Below are 14,550 nucleotides of genomic sequence, written 5' to 3' on the forward strand. Positions count from 1 at the left end.
CTGGCTGCCTTGACCCGCTAGATTACCGGGATTCAGGAGGAACAAAGATGAAGATCGACGGCGGCTGCCACTGCGGCGCGATAACCTATGAGGCGGAGGTAGACCCGGAAAAGACCACGATCTGCCACTGCACGGATTGCCAGCAACTGACCGGCACGGCTTTTCGCCTGACGGTTCCGGCGCCGGAAAGCAACTACCGCATCACCAAGGGCACGCCGAAAATCTACATCAAGATCGTGGCGAGCGGCGCCAAGCGCACCCAGGCCTTTTGCGCTGACTGCGGCTCGCATCTTTACGCCACGTCTGTCGGCGATGGCCCCAAGGTCTATGGGATTCGCGTGGGGACCGCGCGGCAGCGCCAGGATTTGATTCCAACACAGCAGAAATGGCACCGCTCGGCGCTGCACTGGCTGCCTGAATTTCAGGGCATGACCACGTTGGAGGAGCAGTAGCGCCGGTCCGGCACCGCGCCTCAATCGTCGCCTTCAACGACCCTCAGCCTGAGCTGCCCGGTTTTCGAATCGGCAACGCGCGCGCCAGTATCGACCTTCGCGGCGGGAGCCCGTGACGCTGCGTCCGCGGCGGCATCGCCGTCGGGCTGCGCGCCGAATTCCAGTGCCTCGATCTTCTGGCCGCGCTTGGTGACCTTCGACGTCGAAACCAGGATGTCGTCGATGTCCTTGGCCGACTGACCGAAATGCACCTGCAGCTTGCGCACCCGCTCGTCGACGCGCGCGACATCCTCCATCAGCCGGATGACTTCGCCCTGAATCAGGTGCGCCTGTTCGCGCATGCGGGCATCCTTGAGGATCGCCTGGATGACCTGGATCGACAGCATCAGCAATGACGGCGAGACGATGACGATTCGGGCGCGGTGCGCCTTGTGGACGATCGCCTCGAAATTCTCGTGGATCTCGGCGAACACTGATTCCGACGGCACGAACATGAAGGCGGTGTCCTGCGTCTCGCCCTGGATCAGGTATTTTTCCGAGATATCGCGGACATGGATCTCGATGTCGCGGCGGAAGGCCTGCGAGGCGGCCTTCTGCAGGTCGGCGCCATCGGCGGCGCGGATGGCATTCCAGGCCTCGAGCGGAAACTTGGCGTCGATGGCCAGCGACGGCGCGCCGTTCGGCATCTTCACCAGGCAGTCAGGACGGCTGCCGTTCGACAGCGTCGCCTGGAATTCATAGGCGCCGTGCGGCAGGCCGTCGGCGACGATCGCCTCCATGCGAGACTGGCCGAAAGCACCGCGCGTCTGCTTATTGGAGAGGATCGCCTGCAGCTGCACGACCTGGCCGGCGAGCGACTGGATGTTGCCCTGCGCGACATCGATGATGGCCAGCCGCTCCTGCAATTTGGCCAGGCTCTCATGCGTGGATTTGGTCTGCTCGGTCATGGTCTGGCCGAGCCGGCCGGTCATGGCGTCGAGGCGCTGGCCGATCGACTGCGTCAGCTCCGCCTGCCGTGCGCCGAACACTTCGGCGATGGCGCCCATACGACCCTGCATTTCGGCCTGGCTTTGCAGAATGCCGGCCATCCGCACTTCCGCATCGCGGGCATGATCGGCGGCTTCCGCAGCCGCGACGGCGCGCGCCTTCGCCGACCGCCACAGCGCAATGACCAGCGCCACGAACAGGGCCAGAAACAGCAAAGCGCCGAAGGCCAGCGCATGGCCGAGCGTGACGGTTGTGGCGCCAAGCCGGGCGACAGGTTCGGAAAGGATGGTGCTCAAATCATTCATGTGGACAGCATAAACGATTCGCGCTGCCGGCACAGATCAAAACGTGAACGAGCCTCCAGCCTACCGGTTGACGCTTTTCTCTGGAGGTCTTAGGTGGAACGCCATGTCGATCAAGCCGCTCATCATCCTTCCCGACCCCATCCTGCGCCAGGTTTCCAAGCCGGTGGAGCGTGTCGACGCACCTTTGCGCAAATTAGCCGACGACATGCTGGCGACCATGTATGACGCGCCGGGCATCGGATTGGCGGCAATCCAGATCGGCGAGCCGCTGCGCTTGCTGGTGATCGATCTGGCCAAGGAAGACGAGACGCCGGCGCCGCATGTCTTCATCAACCCGGAAATCCTGGAGAGCGCCGACGCGCGCTCGGTCTATGAGGAAGGCTGCCTGTCGATCCCGGATTATTACGCCGAGGTCGAACGCCCGGCCTCCGTGCGGGTCAAATATGTCGACCGCGACGGCAAATTGCAGGATATGGAGGCCGAGGGCCTGATGGCCACCTGCCTGCAGCATGAGATCGACCACCTCAATGGCGTCCTGTTCATCGACCACATCTCGAAGCTGAAGCGCGACATGGTGGTGAAGAAATTCAAGAAGCTTGCCAGGGACAAGGCGCCGGGCAAGCTGGCGGGATAGGGCCATGCCCCTTCGCGTCATCTTCATGGGTACGCCGGAGTTTTCGGTGCCGACTTTGCGCGCGATCGCCGAGGCTGGCCATGAGATATCAGCCGTCTATACCCAGCCGCCGCGCGCCGCAGGGCGGCGCGGGCTGGAGTTGACGCCATCGCCGGTGCAGCGCGAGGCGGAGCGGCTGGGCATTGAAGTCCGGGCGCCGGTTTCGCTCAAGGGCGAGGCCGAGCAGGCCGCTTTCCGTGCCTTGCAGGCCGATGTCGCCGTGGTCGTCGCCTATGGCTTGCTGCTGCCGAAGGCGGTTCTCGAGGCGACCCGGCTCGGCTGCATCAACGGCCATGCGTCGCTTCTGCCGCGCTGGCGCGGTGCCGCGCCGATCCAGCGCGCCATCATGGCCGGCGACCTGGAAAGCGGCATGATGGTGATGCGCATGGAAGAGGGGCTGGACACCGGCCCGGTCGGGCTGGTTGAAAAATGCGCCATCGAACCCGATATGACAGCCGGCGATCTGCATGATCGGTTGATGAGTGTCGGTGCTGCCTTGATGGTGGAAGCGCTGGCGCGACTGGAAAGGAATACCCTGACATTCACCACACAAGCTGTGGATGGGGTGACCTACGCCAAGAAAATCGATAAATCCGAGACTCGCGTGGACTGGACTCGCTCAGCAAGTGAGGTCCACAATCATATTCGCGGCCTGTCACCCTTTCCCGGCGCGTGGTCGGAGATAGGAATTGGCGGCCGCCAGGAGCGGCTGAAACTGCTTCGCTCGACGCTGTCGCAAGGCCTGTCGCTTTGGGAAGAGTTGGGCGAGTCGGGAGGAATTCTCGATGACCGGCTGACGGTCGCCTGCGGGGCAGGCGCGATCAGGCTGGTCGAAGTTCAACGCGCGGGCGGAAAGCCCGCTGCCGCGTCGGAGTTCCTGCGCGGGGCCAAGATCGAAAAAGGACTGAAATTCTCATGAGCATGATGTCGATACGCGCGGCAACGCCGCGGGATCGCGAGGCCATCCGCCTCGTCGAGGAACACGCTTTCGGCCAGCAGGCGGAGGCCGGTCTGGTCGACGCGCTGGTGACCGGCGGCGACGCTGTTGCCGAACTGGTGGCGGAAGAGGACGGCCAGGTGGTCGGCCACATCCTGTTTTCGCGGCTGTTCGTCCAGAATGGCGGCAAGACTTTCGCGGCCGTGGCGCTGGCACCGCTGGCGGTGGAGCCCTCGTTCCATGGCAGCGGCATCGGCGGCGCGCTGATCCGCGAGGCGCATATCCGCCTCAGGGATGCCGGCGAAACGCTGGCCGTGGTGCTCGGCGACCCCATCTATTACGGGCGTTTCGGATATAGCCACACGCGTGCCGAGAACTTCGAGAGCGAATACCAGGGCGAAGCGCTGCAGGCGCTGGCCTGGGGCGACGCGCCTGAGGCCGGCACACTGGTCTACGCCTCCGCCTTCACCGCTCTCGCCGCGTAGGCGAGAGCGTATAGCCGCCCGGCATGCCGCGTTTTCGCCTCGACATCGAATATGATGGCAGTCTGTTTGCCGGCTGGCAGCACCAGGCGGATCAGCCTTCGGTGCAACAGGCGATCGAGCGGGCGATCGAAAAATTCTGCGGCGAAGCGATCCGGCTGCGCGCCGCCGGCCGCACCGATGCCGGCGTCCATGCGACCGCGCAGGTGGCGCATGCCGACCTCGCCAAGGCGTGGCCGGGCGACAAGGTGCGCGATGCAGTCAACGCCCATCTGCAGGCGGCCGGGGCGCGCATCGCCATCCTGAAAGCGACGGTCGTCTCCGACAGCTTCGACGCCCGCTTCTCGGCCATCGGCCGCCACTATCTCTACCGCATCCTGAACCGCCGTGCCCCGGCCGCGCTCGACAAGGGCAAGGTCTGGTGGGTGCCGAAGCGGCTCGACGCCGGCGCCATGCACGAAGCGGCGAAAGTCCTGCTGGGACGGCATGATTTCACCACCTTCCGCTCGACCCAGTGCCAGGCCAACAGCCCGATCAGGACGCTGGAACGGCTCGATGTGAGCCGACAGGGCGACATGATCGAGGTCAGGGCTTCGGCGCGCTCGTTCCTGCACAATCAGGTACGTTCGATGGTCGGCTCGCTCAAGCGCGTCGGCGACGGCGGCTGGACTGCGGCCGACCTGAAAACGGCGCTCGAGGCGCACGACCGCGCCGCCTGCGGACAGGTGGCGCCACCCGACGGGCTGTTTCTCACCGGTGTCGATTATCCAGTCGAGACGAGCCCGGACAGGCTCTGAACTCCGGCATCGTCCGGCACGGTGATGCCGAGCAGCGTCTGCAGGCCGAACAGCACCAGCAGCGAGGCGATGAACATGCCGACGAAAACGGCGGTGCCGACCGATGCGCCCCTGCCGATCGTGGCGTTGGTCATGCGCCAGGTCAGCACCATCGACAGGGCAAACAGGAACAGCGACACAAGACTCGCAGCCTGGCTTGCGGACGACAGGAAAAGCCGGATCAGCGCCGAGGGCAGCATCAGCCAGGCGGTGATGGCCGAAGCCCAGTTGCTGGCGACGACGTAGTGGACGAAGCGGCCGCCTATGCCGGCGCGCGGCGCGATCAGGGCGAGCGCAATCAGCGGCAGCACCCAGGAGCCGATGTCGACCGTCGCCAGGCGCACCAGCATGCTGAAGCGGCCCGCGAAGGCGTCGGGATCGCCGAGTTCGTTGGCGATGCCGACCCAGCCGACGATCAGCGCCGGTGCAGCAACGACAATGGCGAAGAAGGAATTCCAGAAGCCGTCGGCCGACAGGTCGAGCAGGCGCAGGCCGTCGGCCTTGCCGAGCATCAATCGCCAGGCGCCCGTCAGCGAAGCTTGGGTTTCGTCCGCCGAAAGCATGCTGTTCAGCCCTGTCCGAACCAGTCTTCTATGAAGCGCTGGTAGATTTGCGTCAGCGTTTCCAAATCGGCAATGGCGACGCGCTCGTCGACCATATGCATTGTCTTGCCGACCAGCCCGAACTCGACCACCGGACAATAGTCCTTGATGAAACGCGCGTCGGACGTTCCACCGGAGGTCGACAGCGTCGGCTCCTTGCCGACCGCCGACTTGATCGAGCCGCGCAGCGTTTCGATAAGCCTGTCGTCGCGGGTCAGGAAGACATGGCTCGGCCGGTCGCGCCAGACGAGCTCGTAGTCGACCGGCGTCTTCTTGCCCTGCCGGTACTTCCTGCGCCTGGCCGCCTGGTCGAGCCGGTTGTGGATCTCGGCCTGCAGGGTCTCGTCCGTCCAGGTGTCGTTGAAGCGGATGTTGAAGGTCGCGGTCGCTTTGGCCGCAATGACATTGGTGGCGGGGTTGCCGACATCGATGGAGGTGATCTCCAGATTGGTCGGCTGGAAATCCCTGGTCCCCTTGTCGAAAACCGGATGCAGCAAGGCGTCGACCAGGCTCATCAGCCCGCGCACCGGATTGTCGGCAAGCAGGGGATAGGCGACATGGCCCTGGCGGCCATTGACGGTGACCGCGCCGGACATCGAGCCGCGGCGGCCGATCTTGATCATGTCGCCGAGAGCGTCCGGATTGGTCGGCTCGCCGACGACAGAGGCATCCCATTTCTCGCCCCGCGAAGCCGCCCATTCGAGCAGCTTCACCGTGCCGTTGATGGCCGGGCCTTCCTCGTCGCCGGTGATCAGCAGCGAGACCGACCCTTTCGGACCGCCATTGGCCTCGACATGGCGCGCCACGGCGGCGATGAAACAGGCAATGCCGCCCTTCATGTCGACGGCGCCGCGGCCATACATCTCGCCATTGGCGATCTCGGCGGCGAAAGGCGGATGCGTCCAGGCGGCTTCGTCGCCGACAGGCACCACGTCAGTGTGTCCGGCGAACATCAGATGCGGGCCATTGCCGGAGCGCCTTGCATATAGGTTTTCGATATCGGGCGTGCCGTCTTCGGAAAACACCGGCCGATCGACCAGGAAGCCGAGCGGTTTGAGCATCGTCTCCAGCGCGGTCAGCGCGCCGCCCTCAGCGGGCGTCACCGAAGCGCAACGGATAAGGGCGGCGAGGTTTTCGGCGGGATCGGTCGGCAGCGTCATGGCAAAAGCGATAGTCGAAAGCGCAGGGCCTGTCACGGCCAGACATAGGGGCCAGCGTCATGGCTGGCGATGCCGCCAATATTATGGTTTTCATGTCGTATAGCTCCGACCCGGCGCGGCGACAGGATGGCAGACAAGGACAGAAGGATCGTCATAGCCGGTGCCGGCAGCATCGGCTGCTATGCCGGCGGCTGCCTGGCGTTGGCCAACCGAGAGGTCATTCTGCTGGCTCGGCCGCGCATCGAGGCAGCGCTACGGCAGGGTGGATTGCGGGTCAGCGACCTCCAGGGCCGCGATCGCTCGATCAAGCCCGAGGCGCTTGTCGTCACCGTCGATCCGGCCGCCGCTTTGCCGCTGGCGGACGTGATCCTGGTCACGGTCAAGAGCGGCGCCACCCAGGATATGGCGGATCTTATCAAAGCCCATGCCCGGCCCAACGCCGTGGTGATCAGCCTGCAAAACGGTGTCGACAATGCCGACAGGCTGCGTGCTGGAGTTGCCGGACGTACGGTGCTGGCCGGCATGGTGCCGTTCAATGTGGTGCAGTCGCCGGACGGCGAACTGCCGCTGCGCGTGCACCGCGCTAGCGACGGCATGGTGATGGTCGAGGACGGCACCGCCGGCCTGGTCGGCCTGCTTGGCGTCGAAGGGTTTGCGGTCGAAACCCATGGCGACATAAAAGCCGTGCTGTGGGGCAAGCTGCTGATGAATTTGAACAACGCGCTGGTGGCGCTTTCCGGCCTGCCGCTGGCAACCGAACTGGCCGACCGGCGCTGGCGGCTGATCCTGGCCAGCCAGATCGACGAGGCCCTGAGAGCGATGAGAGCGTCCGGCATCGAGCCGGCGCGGATCGCCGGCCTGCGGCCGGCGTTGCTGCCGAAGGTGCTCAGGCTGCCGGACTGGCTGTTCAAGCTGCTGGCGCGGCGCTTGCTGGCGATCGACCTGCAGGCGCGCTCGTCTATGTGGGACGATCTGCAGCGCGGCCGGCCGACGGAGATCGACGACTTGCAGGGCGCCATCCTGCGGCTGGCGGAAAAAGCCGGCACGCCCCTGCCGACGGTCCAGCGGATCACCGCTTTGGTGCGCGCAGCGGAAGCGGAGCGGCTTGGCTCGCCGGGCCTGGCGCCGGAGCAGGTTGTTGCACCGGCCGGCCGTCGATCAACGTGATCTTCTGCCAGATTTTCCGCGACAGGTTGGATGCCAGGTTCTCGATGTCGTTGACGCCGTCGATGACCACGTCGTCATTGACCGACTGCGCGAAGAGCGCTGCGATCTTGCCGGTGATCGACAGCATTTCGGAGCAATAGTCGAGGTAACGCGCCAGGTCGGCGGCATTGGTGATACGGGCCGGCGAGTGCGCCGTCGGCTTGAAATCGGCCGAAAGGGCTGCCGGATCCTTGGTCAGCTGGTGCATGTCGATGACATGGATCAGCGAACGCAGGCCGTGCAGCTGGCGAAACACCCTTTTGCGCTTGATGCGCTCCTCGGTGCGGATCAGAGCAAGCAAGCCCAACACAGCCAGTATGACGGTGTTGATCGAAGCCTCTATGCCTTGCACCGACTGCAGGGCATCGTGGGTTCCCGAAATGCGGTCGATCGGCAAGATGGTACCGACGAACAGGAACACCAGCACACCCGTGACGAAGGCGGCGACGATGAGCCCGCGCAGCCACCAGATCGGTGCTTCGAGCACCTTGGCCGCCTTGGCCAGATCGCGCGACAGCGAGACCAGTTCGGCGGCGACGCCACGCAATCCCGCTTCAGGGAAACGGTCGGCGATCCGCTCTTCCAGCCGCTCGGCGGTTTCGACGATCAGTTTCGGATCAAGCGTGCGGTAGCGCATGTCCGATCGGCCCTCAGGATTGTTCCGGCTCGTTGGTGCGCCGGCCATAGCGGTTGGGTCCAGGCTGCCCTGGAAACAGGCACAACACAAGGAAGGCGACGATCGAGACCACCGGCACGAACAGGATCAGCGCGGCAATGCCCGGCTTGTCCAAATCGTGCAGCCGCTTCACCGCCAGGGCGATGTTCGACCACAGCGAGGCGATGAAGGCGACGAAGAAGATGAACGACCACATGTTGCTCTCGGCCGAACCTTCCGGCACCAGCGTGAAGCGGTAGAGCGGGAAGGCCTGGATGATGGCGACGAGCAACCCGCCAAGAAAATAGGCCGCGCGACTGACGCGGCCCGAGGTTTTGAAGAAAAGCCAGGTGAGATCTGATCTGTCAGGCAAGCGGGTCCGGTCCATATTGATTGGCGCCTCTGGCGCCTTCGAGAATGCCGCATTCCACCAGAAACCAGATCGGGCCGATGAGCGGCACCAGCATGATTAGGCTCCACCAGCCCGACTTGCCGCGATCATGCCAGCGCTTGGCGTAGACTGCGAGCGCGAAATAGATCGAGACCAGAGCGATGAGAATGCCGATGATGCCGATCTGGGCGCCACTGGCGGTGGTGAGACGTGTACCGAGGATCGCATCGAGAATGAAGGCAACGATACCAATGACGATGAAAACGCCAATCGCGGCCCAGAACTTGCCACGGTTGATGCGACCATCAAAACTTGTGAGCAGATACTTCCAGTCCATGTCACCCCTCCATCTTGAACCAGCGCGACCGATTGTCGCGCCGGCGGAAGGTGCGCTCGCTTTGCGCAAAGATCAATCGCGCAGCAATTCGTTGATCGAGGTTTTGGAGCGGGTCTTGGCGTCGACACGCTTGACGATGACGGCGCAGTAAAGGTTGGGACCCGGCTCGCCGTTCGGAAAGGGCTTGCCCGGCATCGTTCCGGCGACGACGACGGAATTGGGCGGCACTTCGCCATAGAAGATCTCGCCGGTGGCGCGGTCGACGATCTTGGTCGACTGGCCGATGAAGACGCCCATGCCGAGCACCGAGCCTTCGCGCACGATGCAGCCCTCGACCACCTCCGAACGCGCGCCGATAAAACAATTGTCCTCGATGATGGTCGGGCCGGCCTGCATCGGCTCCAGCACGCCGCCGATGCCGACGCCGCCGGACAGATGCACGTTCTTACCGATCTGGGCGCAGGAGCCGACCGAGGCCCAGGTGTCGACCATGGTGCCGCTGTCGACATACGCGCCGACATTGACGAAGGACGGCATCAGCACGGCGCCCGGTGCGACATAGGCCGAACGGCGCACGACCGACGACGGCACGGCTCGGAAGCCCGCCTTTTCGAAATCGACGGCACTCCAGCCGTCGAACTTCGACGGCACCTTGTCCCACCACACCGCCTCGCCGGGTCCCCCCTTGATGATCTCCATCGGGTTGAGCCGGAACGACAACAGCACGGCCTTCTTCAGCCACTGGTTGACATGCCACTTGCCGTCGGCCTGCCGCTCGGCGACGCGGACGGCGCCGCGGTCGAGCAGATCGAGCGCCGACTGGATGGCGTCGCGCGTTTCGCCGCGCGTTGCCGTCGAAATCGCGTCGCGTTCCTCGAAGGCCTTCTCGATGGTCTTTTCGAGGCTCGCCAGATCGGGCTTCGACATGAATTCGCTCCATTACCAAGCTGTTAAGGGGCAACGCCTTAACCTGTTTTGAAAGTCGCGCGGACCCCTTGGCAGGCTTTGCCTGCCTGGATCTTCGCATGTAGCAGGTTCTTGTCACAAAACCGCAGGACACTTTTGCGGAACCTGCTTATGTGAAGCCTTGGTGAGGGTCAATCGCGGCTGCGTCATGGGGCGGCGCAAGTGAAGAATTTGGACGGGTAGAGCATATGACACCTATGGAAAAGGCGGGCTGGACGCCACTGCCGCATTCGGACGAGGATCTGGAGCGGTCGAAGAGTGTGCCGGATACGCCGCAGACGCGTGCCGAAACCTACCGGCTCGCCTGGAACGATCCCGACTTCATGACGCGGCGCGAGTTGCGCGCGGTCCGGCTGCAGCTTGAACTCCTGAAACCGGAAATGATCCTGGCCGAACGCGGCATCCGTTCGACGGTGATCCTGTTCGGCGGCGCGCGCCTGCCGGAACCCGGCGGCGAGGCCTGGGCGGCCAAGAACGAGACGCAGAAGAAGAACCTCGAGGAAAACAGCAAATACTATGAGGAGGCGCGGAAATTCGCCCGCCTCTGCTCGCAGCAGTCGGCTACCTCCTATTACCGCGAATATGTCGTGGTGACCGGTGGCGGGCCCGGCGTGATGGAAGCGGGAAACCGCGGCGCCGACGATGTCGGCGCGCCGTCGATCGGCCTCAACATCGTCCTGCCGCACGAGCAGGCGCCGAACATCTATGTGACGCCGGAGCTCTGCTTCAACTTCCATTATTTTGCTATCCGCAAGATGCATTTCGTCATGCGCGCCAAGGCGGTCGCGGTGTTTCCGGGCGGCTTCGGCACGATGGATGAATTCTTCGAGACGCTGACCCTGATCCAGACAGGGCGCATGGAGCGCGTGCCGGTGATCCTGTTCGGCAAATCCTTCTGGAAGCGGGCGATCAATCTCGATTTTCTCGCCGAGCAGGGCACGATCAGCCCCGGCGATCAGGACATCATCGACTTCGTCGACACCGCCGACGAAGCCTGGGGGATCATCAGCCGGTTCTACAAGTTAGGGGAGTAGGGGAGTGGGGAATTGAAGAACTGGGGAACTGGGGGAATTGATCCGTAGAGACCGTCCTTCATTCTTCAATTCTTCAATTCCCCTCTTCCTTCCCCCTCCACAATCGCCGTCAGAAACCCCGCCAGGTCGTCGGTGACGAAATCGACGTCGTCCTCGTTGGTCGGGTCGCGCTCCCAGATCTCGGCAAAGGTCGGCTCGAAATTGCGCGGCACGATAAGCACCGTGGTCATGCCGAGCGACTTCGGCACCGACAGGTTGCGGGCAAGGTCTTCGAACATCACCGCATTGTGGCCGGTGACGGCGTGGAGTTCAGCGAACTTCTCGTAGGTCTGGCGCGCCGGCTTGGGATTGAGCCCGGCGGCGACGATGTCGAAGATGTCGTCGAAATGGTCGAGGATGCCGAGTTGGCGCGCGGTGCGCTCGGCGTGCCTGCGGTCGCCATTGGTGAAGATGAACTTGCGGCCCGGAAGCTGGCGGATGGCGGTGCCGAGAACGGGGTCTGGCACCAGCCATGAATAGTCGATGTCGTGGACCTTCTCGAGGAAATCATCGGGGTCGATGCCATGACGTGTCATCAGGCCGTTCAGCGTCGTGCCATATTCGCGGTAGAGTTCCTTCTGCAACTTGCGCGCATCGTCGCGCGGCAATGCCAGCAGCTCGCCGACATAGGCGGTCATCTTGACGTCGATCTGCGAGAACAGATTCGAATGATGCGGATAGAGCGTGTTGTCGAGATCGAAGACCCAGTCGGTGACATGGGCGAAGCGGGCGGGGTCAGGGAGCGTGGTCATGGGCTCCTTATGGCATGAAACGCGCATTCCGGAAGCGACTTTATCCACAACTTCTGCTCGTTGAGGTTGCGTAAATCGCCTCACGATTCAAATTTTAGGCATCTGGGAAAGGTGGCCTTTAGGGCTTGCTGGCAGAGAGGCAGTCTTGTGGGAGCAAGCGATGAACAGCATAATTCTGAGATCCGCCGCCGTTGCTTTCGCCTCAGTCGCGGCCTCTCTCCTGCTGACCCTGATCATCGTTCCGGCCATGGGATTTCCGGTCAACCGCACGATCTGGCTGACCTCCACGCTCTGTCCGCTGGTGCTGGCGTGGGCTGCCAGCGCAAGCACTTTCTGGCAAAGCGACAGGCTGAAAAACGCGCATCGCGATCTCGCCCGAGCCCATGCCCAGCTCGCCGCCGCGCATCGCCGCCTGGCGGAAAAGGCGAGCCGCGACGACATGACCGGCATGCTCAACCGGGAAAGCTTCTTTGCCGCGCTCGACGGTTCGCGCCGCAAGTCCGATCGCGGCGCGCTGCTGATCATCGATGCCGATCACTTCAAGACCATCAACGACAATTTCGGCCATCTGACAGGTGATGACGCGCTGCTTTTGATCGCCAGCGCGATCCAGCGCGGCGTGCGCAGCGGCGATGTGCTCGGCCGCATCGGCGGCGAGGAGTTCGGCGCCTTCCTGATCGGCGCGACCGAGCAGGAGGCCAAGCGCGTCGCCGAGCGAATTCGCCGCGAAGTGGAGCTGATCCGCTTCCGGCCCGTCGACGAGCGGACCATTCCGCTCACGGTCAGCATCGGCGGCACTGTCTGCGGCGAGGAAGCCAGTGTGTCGGAGCTGATGCGCGCCGCCGACCGGCGCCTCTACCAGGCCAAGCACCAGGGCCGTAACCTGACGATCATCGACACCGGCATTTCCGAGGCGGCGTGATCCGATCTGCCGCAACCGGCCTGTTAAGAAAATTCTAACCCTGTTTGCACTCGGTTGTACCGCTTAGCCGGGTTTTCACTGCTTTGCGGCCAGACTTGGCACGATACTGGCTTCCACGGTGATGCATGTGTCGTTCCGGGAATTGCCGTTCTGGGAACGCCATGCAGTGCCGAAGCCCAGCCGAGAGACCAGCCATGAGTTTCATCATCAAGAAAATGTCACGCCGCGCGCTCGTGCAGGCGTTGATCGCATTGCCTGCCCTGTCTTTGTTCCGCAAGCTGCCTGATGCCGATGCAGCCGATCCAGAGCCCAACCCGAACGAGATCGTCGAGGTCAATGGCTGGATTCTGAGGCGGAGCGACCTGGCATGATCTTCGACAGCTACGAGGCGTATCGCGCCGCGAACTTCACCCCAAAAGTGTGCATCCTAGGCTCCGGTCCGGCCGGCACGACCATTGCCCGCAAGCTTGGCGCGGCCGGCATTCCGGTGGTGGTGATGGAGGCCGGTCCGCGCGAATTCAGCGACGAGTCGCAGGACTTTTACCGTGGCAGCACGGTCGGCGATTTCTATTTCGATCTCGACATAACCCGGCTGCGGTTGATGGGCGGCAGTTCCAACCACTGGGCCGGCTGGTGCCGCGTGCTCGACAAGCAGGATTTCGAGCCGAAGGCCTGGGTACCCGATACGGGCTGGCCGATCCGCCGCACCGACATCGAACCCTATCTGCCGGAAGTGCGCGACATTCTCGACCTTCCGGCCCTCCGGCCAGATGTGCCGATCTCGGACGACATTCGCTGGGTGCAGCTGATCAAGAGCCCGGCCGTGCGCTTCGCCGAGAAGTTCGGCGATGAACTCGACAAGGCCAAGAACATCGCGGTGGTGCTCAACACTTGTGCCACCGAGCTTACCGGCGACGGCAAACGCGTGACGGGCGCCAGACTGTGGTCGAACGGGCAGAATGCCGGCTCCTTCAGCGCCGACTATTTCATCGTCTGCACCGGTGGGCTGGAGAATTCGCGGCTGCTTCTGTGGTCCAACCAGCGCTCGAACGGCGGCGTCGTGCCGAATGCGACGGCGCTTGGCCGCTACTGGATGGAGCATCCGACCTTCGAGGGCGGCAATGCCATCCTGGCCGACTATAACGCGTTCGAGGTCGACGCCGTCAATGAGGCCTTCTTCTCGCCGACACTTGCCGCCACGGAGCGGCTGCAGATCATGAATTTCGGCATCCGGCTGATCGAGACGCCGTATCCCGGCGTCAAGAGCCTTATCGCCGACCTCGCCTGCACGGCACCCGACATGGCCGAGTGGATGTCCTCCAAGCTCAGTCAGAGACTGCGCTGCGCCGCGCAGCTCTACGTCGCCTGGGAACAGGCGCCGCTGGCCTCCAACCAGATCGAGTTGTCGAAGACCAATGTCGACCATGCCGGCGTGCCACGCATCGAATTGCACTGGAAGAAATCCGAACTGGAACATCGCACCCTGCTCGAAGGGCTCAGACTGTTCGGCAAGACGCTGATCGAGAAGAATCTCGGCCGCGTGCGCATTGCCGACTGGATCAGCAACGGCCAGGACTATCCGACCAATGACGAGACGGCGGGCCATCACCATATGGGCGGCACGCGCATGGGCACCGACGTCACCAAAAGTGTGGTCGACGCCAACTGCAAGGTGCACGGCATGGACAATCTCTATGTCGGCGGCTCCTCGGTGTTCTGCACGTCAGGCCAATGCAACCCGACGACGACGATCACCGCGCTGGCCTGCCGGCTGGGCGACCATCTGAGCAAGGTGGTCACCGCCTGACGGCTGC

Annotated in this window: 18 protein-coding genes; 10 read left to right on the forward strand and 8 right to left on the reverse strand. The window is 63.6% G+C overall.

Going from position 1 to position 14,550, the window contains the following annotated elements; translation table 11 throughout:
- The first annotated feature begins 47 nt into the window (after positions 1–47).
- On the forward strand, positions 48–452 hold the full coding sequence (locus NP503_RS10810; RefSeq protein WP_127269361.1) for a GFA family protein: 405 nt from the start codon (positions 48–50) through the stop codon (positions 450–452).
- A gap of 20 nt (positions 453–472) precedes the next feature.
- Here NP503_RS10810 and NP503_RS10815 read toward each other — a convergent pair whose 3' ends face one another.
- Complete coding sequence (locus tag NP503_RS10815) at positions 473–1,744, reverse strand: DNA recombination protein RmuC (protein WP_127269360.1); 1,272 nt, start codon at positions 1,742–1,744, stop codon at positions 473–475.
- Positions 1,745–1,847: 103 nt separating this feature from the next.
- Here NP503_RS10815 and def point away from each other — a divergent pair, with 103 nt between their 5' ends.
- Genes def through truA form a run of 4 tightly spaced genes read left to right on the forward strand, consistent with a single transcriptional unit; the run spans position 1,848 to position 4,633 of the window.
- The gene (gene def, locus NP503_RS10820; protein ID WP_127269359.1) at positions 1,848–2,378 is read left to right on the forward strand and encodes a peptide deformylase; all 531 of its coding nucleotides are present in this window, start codon (positions 1,848–1,850) and stop codon (positions 2,376–2,378) included.
- A gap of 4 nt (positions 2,379–2,382) precedes the next feature.
- Positions 2,383–3,336: a methionyl-tRNA formyltransferase gene (gene fmt, locus NP503_RS10825; RefSeq protein WP_127271004.1), complete on the forward strand. Its 954-nt coding sequence runs from the start codon at positions 2,383–2,385 to the stop codon at positions 3,334–3,336.
- Positions 3,333–3,839: a GNAT family N-acetyltransferase gene (locus tag NP503_RS10830; protein WP_127271002.1), complete on the forward strand. Its 507-nt coding sequence runs from the start codon at positions 3,333–3,335 to the stop codon at positions 3,837–3,839. The genes fmt and NP503_RS10830 overlap by 4 nt, the downstream gene beginning before the upstream one ends.
- A gap of 23 nt (positions 3,840–3,862) precedes the next feature.
- Positions 3,863–4,633: a tRNA pseudouridine(38-40) synthase TruA gene (gene truA / locus NP503_RS10835; protein WP_127271000.1), complete on the forward strand. Its 771-nt coding sequence runs from the start codon at positions 3,863–3,865 to the stop codon at positions 4,631–4,633.
- Here the strand turns inward: truA and NP503_RS10840 are convergent.
- Both NP503_RS10840 and dapE read right to left on the reverse strand, forming a co-directional pair.
- Positions 4,600–5,235, reverse strand: a complete 636-nt coding sequence (locus NP503_RS10840) for a transporter (protein WP_127270998.1) — start codon at positions 5,233–5,235, stop codon at positions 4,600–4,602. The genes truA and NP503_RS10840 overlap by 34 nt on opposite strands.
- A 5-nt stretch (positions 5,236–5,240) precedes the next feature.
- Positions 5,241–6,434: a succinyl-diaminopimelate desuccinylase gene (gene dapE / locus NP503_RS10845; protein ID WP_127273255.1), complete on the reverse strand. Its 1,194-nt coding sequence runs from the start codon at positions 6,432–6,434 to the stop codon at positions 5,241–5,243.
- A 126-nt stretch (positions 6,435–6,560) separates the two neighbouring features.
- Between dapE and NP503_RS10850 the strand changes: the two genes are divergently transcribed.
- Positions 6,561–7,601 (forward strand): 2-dehydropantoate 2-reductase, encoded by a 1,041-nt coding sequence (locus NP503_RS10850; protein WP_127269736.1) that lies wholly within the window; start codon positions 6,561–6,563, stop codon positions 7,599–7,601.
- Here NP503_RS10850 and NP503_RS10855 read toward each other — a convergent pair.
- The 4 genes from NP503_RS10855 to dapD form a co-directional block, all read right to left on the reverse strand.
- Positions 7,504–8,277 carry a hypothetical protein gene (locus NP503_RS10855; protein ID WP_127272696.1) on the reverse strand — a complete coding sequence of 258 codons (774 nt, stop codon included), beginning with the start codon at positions 8,275–8,277 and terminating at the stop codon, positions 7,504–7,506. The two genes, NP503_RS10850 and NP503_RS10855, sit on opposite strands and share 98 nt — an antisense overlap.
- A 13-nt stretch (positions 8,278–8,290) precedes the next feature.
- Positions 8,291–8,668: a DUF805 domain-containing protein gene (locus NP503_RS10860; protein WP_023810766.1), complete on the reverse strand. Its 378-nt coding sequence runs from the start codon at positions 8,666–8,668 to the stop codon at positions 8,291–8,293.
- Complete coding sequence (locus NP503_RS10865) at positions 8,661–9,023, reverse strand: DUF805 domain-containing protein (protein WP_127269740.1); 363 nt, start codon at positions 9,021–9,023, stop codon at positions 8,661–8,663. Before NP503_RS10865 ends, NP503_RS10860 begins: the two co-directional genes overlap by 8 nt.
- A 72-nt stretch (positions 9,024–9,095) precedes the next feature.
- Positions 9,096–9,950, reverse strand: a complete 855-nt coding sequence (gene dapD / locus NP503_RS10870; protein WP_127269742.1) for a 2,3,4,5-tetrahydropyridine-2,6-dicarboxylate N-succinyltransferase — start codon at positions 9,948–9,950, stop codon at positions 9,096–9,098.
- 227 nt (positions 9,951–10,177) lie between these two features.
- Between dapD and NP503_RS10875 the strand changes: the two genes are divergently transcribed.
- Positions 10,178–11,023 (forward strand): LOG family protein, encoded by an 846-nt coding sequence (locus NP503_RS10875; RefSeq protein WP_023810769.1) that lies wholly within the window; start codon positions 10,178–10,180, stop codon positions 11,021–11,023.
- A gap of 65 nt (positions 11,024–11,088) precedes the next feature.
- Here NP503_RS10875 and NP503_RS10880 read toward each other — a convergent pair whose 3' ends face one another.
- On the reverse strand, positions 11,089–11,814 hold the full coding sequence (locus NP503_RS10880) for a pyrimidine 5'-nucleotidase (RefSeq protein WP_127272323.1): 726 nt from the start codon (positions 11,812–11,814) through the stop codon (positions 11,089–11,091).
- 160 nt (positions 11,815–11,974) lie between these two features.
- Here NP503_RS10880 and NP503_RS10885 point away from each other — a divergent pair, with 160 nt between their 5' ends.
- The 3 genes from NP503_RS10885 to NP503_RS10895 all read left to right on the forward strand — a co-directional run bounded on the left by NP503_RS10885 (position 11,975) and on the right by NP503_RS10895 (position 14,543).
- The gene (locus NP503_RS10885) at positions 11,975–12,736 is read left to right on the forward strand and encodes a GGDEF domain-containing protein (protein ID WP_127269432.1); all 762 of its coding nucleotides are present in this window, start codon (positions 11,975–11,977) and stop codon (positions 12,734–12,736) included.
- A 194-nt stretch (positions 12,737–12,930) separates the two neighbouring features.
- The gene (locus NP503_RS10890) at positions 12,931–13,107 is read left to right on the forward strand and encodes a hypothetical protein (RefSeq protein WP_127269433.1); all 177 of its coding nucleotides are present in this window, start codon (positions 12,931–12,933) and stop codon (positions 13,105–13,107) included.
- Entirely contained in the window at positions 13,104–14,543 is a 1,440-nt protein-coding gene (locus tag NP503_RS10895) for a GMC oxidoreductase (RefSeq protein ID WP_127269434.1), read from the forward strand. Before NP503_RS10890 ends, NP503_RS10895 begins: the two co-directional genes overlap by 4 nt.
- Positions 14,544–14,550 lie beyond the last annotated feature (7 nt).

Origin of the sequence: Mesorhizobium sp. SEMIA396 (assembly GCF_024518615.1) — a bacterium.
Lineage (GTDB): Bacteria > Pseudomonadota > Alphaproteobacteria > Rhizobiales > Rhizobiaceae > Mesorhizobium.

Bases quoted from the DNA above. Each gene is read 5' to 3' on its own strand.
- NP503_RS10810 (WP_127269361.1), top strand. From the start codon at position 48: ATGAAGATCGACGGCGGCTGCCACTGCGGCGCGATAACCTATGAGGCG.
- NP503_RS10815 (WP_127269360.1), bottom strand. From the start codon at position 1,744: ATGAATGATTTGAGCACCATCCTTTCCGAACCTGTCGCCCGGCTTGGC.
- def (WP_127269359.1), top strand. From the start codon at position 1,848: ATGTCGATCAAGCCGCTCATCATCCTTCCCGACCCCATCCTGCGCCAG.
- fmt (WP_127271004.1), top strand. From the start codon at position 2,383: ATGCCCCTTCGCGTCATCTTCATGGGTACGCCGGAGTTTTCGGTGCCG.
- NP503_RS10830 (WP_127271002.1), top strand. From the start codon at position 3,333: ATGAGCATGATGTCGATACGCGCGGCAACGCCGCGGGATCGCGAGGCC.
- truA (WP_127271000.1), top strand. From the start codon at position 3,863: ATGCCGCGTTTTCGCCTCGACATCGAATATGATGGCAGTCTGTTTGCC.
- NP503_RS10840 (WP_127270998.1), bottom strand. From the start codon at position 5,235: ATGCTTTCGGCGGACGAAACCCAAGCTTCGCTGACGGGCGCCTGGCGA.
- dapE (WP_127273255.1), bottom strand. From the start codon at position 6,434: ATGACGCTGCCGACCGATCCCGCCGAAAACCTCGCCGCCCTTATCCGT.
- NP503_RS10850 (WP_127269736.1), top strand. From the start codon at position 6,561: ATGGCAGACAAGGACAGAAGGATCGTCATAGCCGGTGCCGGCAGCATC.
- NP503_RS10855 (WP_127272696.1), bottom strand. From the start codon at position 8,277: ATGCGCTACCGCACGCTTGATCCGAAACTGATCGTCGAAACCGCCGAG.
- NP503_RS10865 (WP_127269740.1), bottom strand. From the start codon at position 9,023: ATGGACTGGAAGTATCTGCTCACAAGTTTTGATGGTCGCATCAACCGT.
- dapD (WP_127269742.1), bottom strand. From the start codon at position 9,950: ATGTCGAAGCCCGATCTGGCGAGCCTCGAAAAGACCATCGAGAAGGCC.
- NP503_RS10875 (WP_023810769.1), top strand. From the start codon at position 10,178: ATGACACCTATGGAAAAGGCGGGCTGGACGCCACTGCCGCATTCGGAC.
- NP503_RS10880 (WP_127272323.1), bottom strand. From the start codon at position 11,814: ATGACCACGCTCCCTGACCCCGCCCGCTTCGCCCATGTCACCGACTGG.
- NP503_RS10885 (WP_127269432.1), top strand. From the start codon at position 11,975: ATGAACAGCATAATTCTGAGATCCGCCGCCGTTGCTTTCGCCTCAGTC.
- NP503_RS10890 (WP_127269433.1), top strand. From the start codon at position 12,931: ATGAGTTTCATCATCAAGAAAATGTCACGCCGCGCGCTCGTGCAGGCG.
- NP503_RS10895 (WP_127269434.1), top strand. From the start codon at position 13,104: ATGATCTTCGACAGCTACGAGGCGTATCGCGCCGCGAACTTCACCCCA.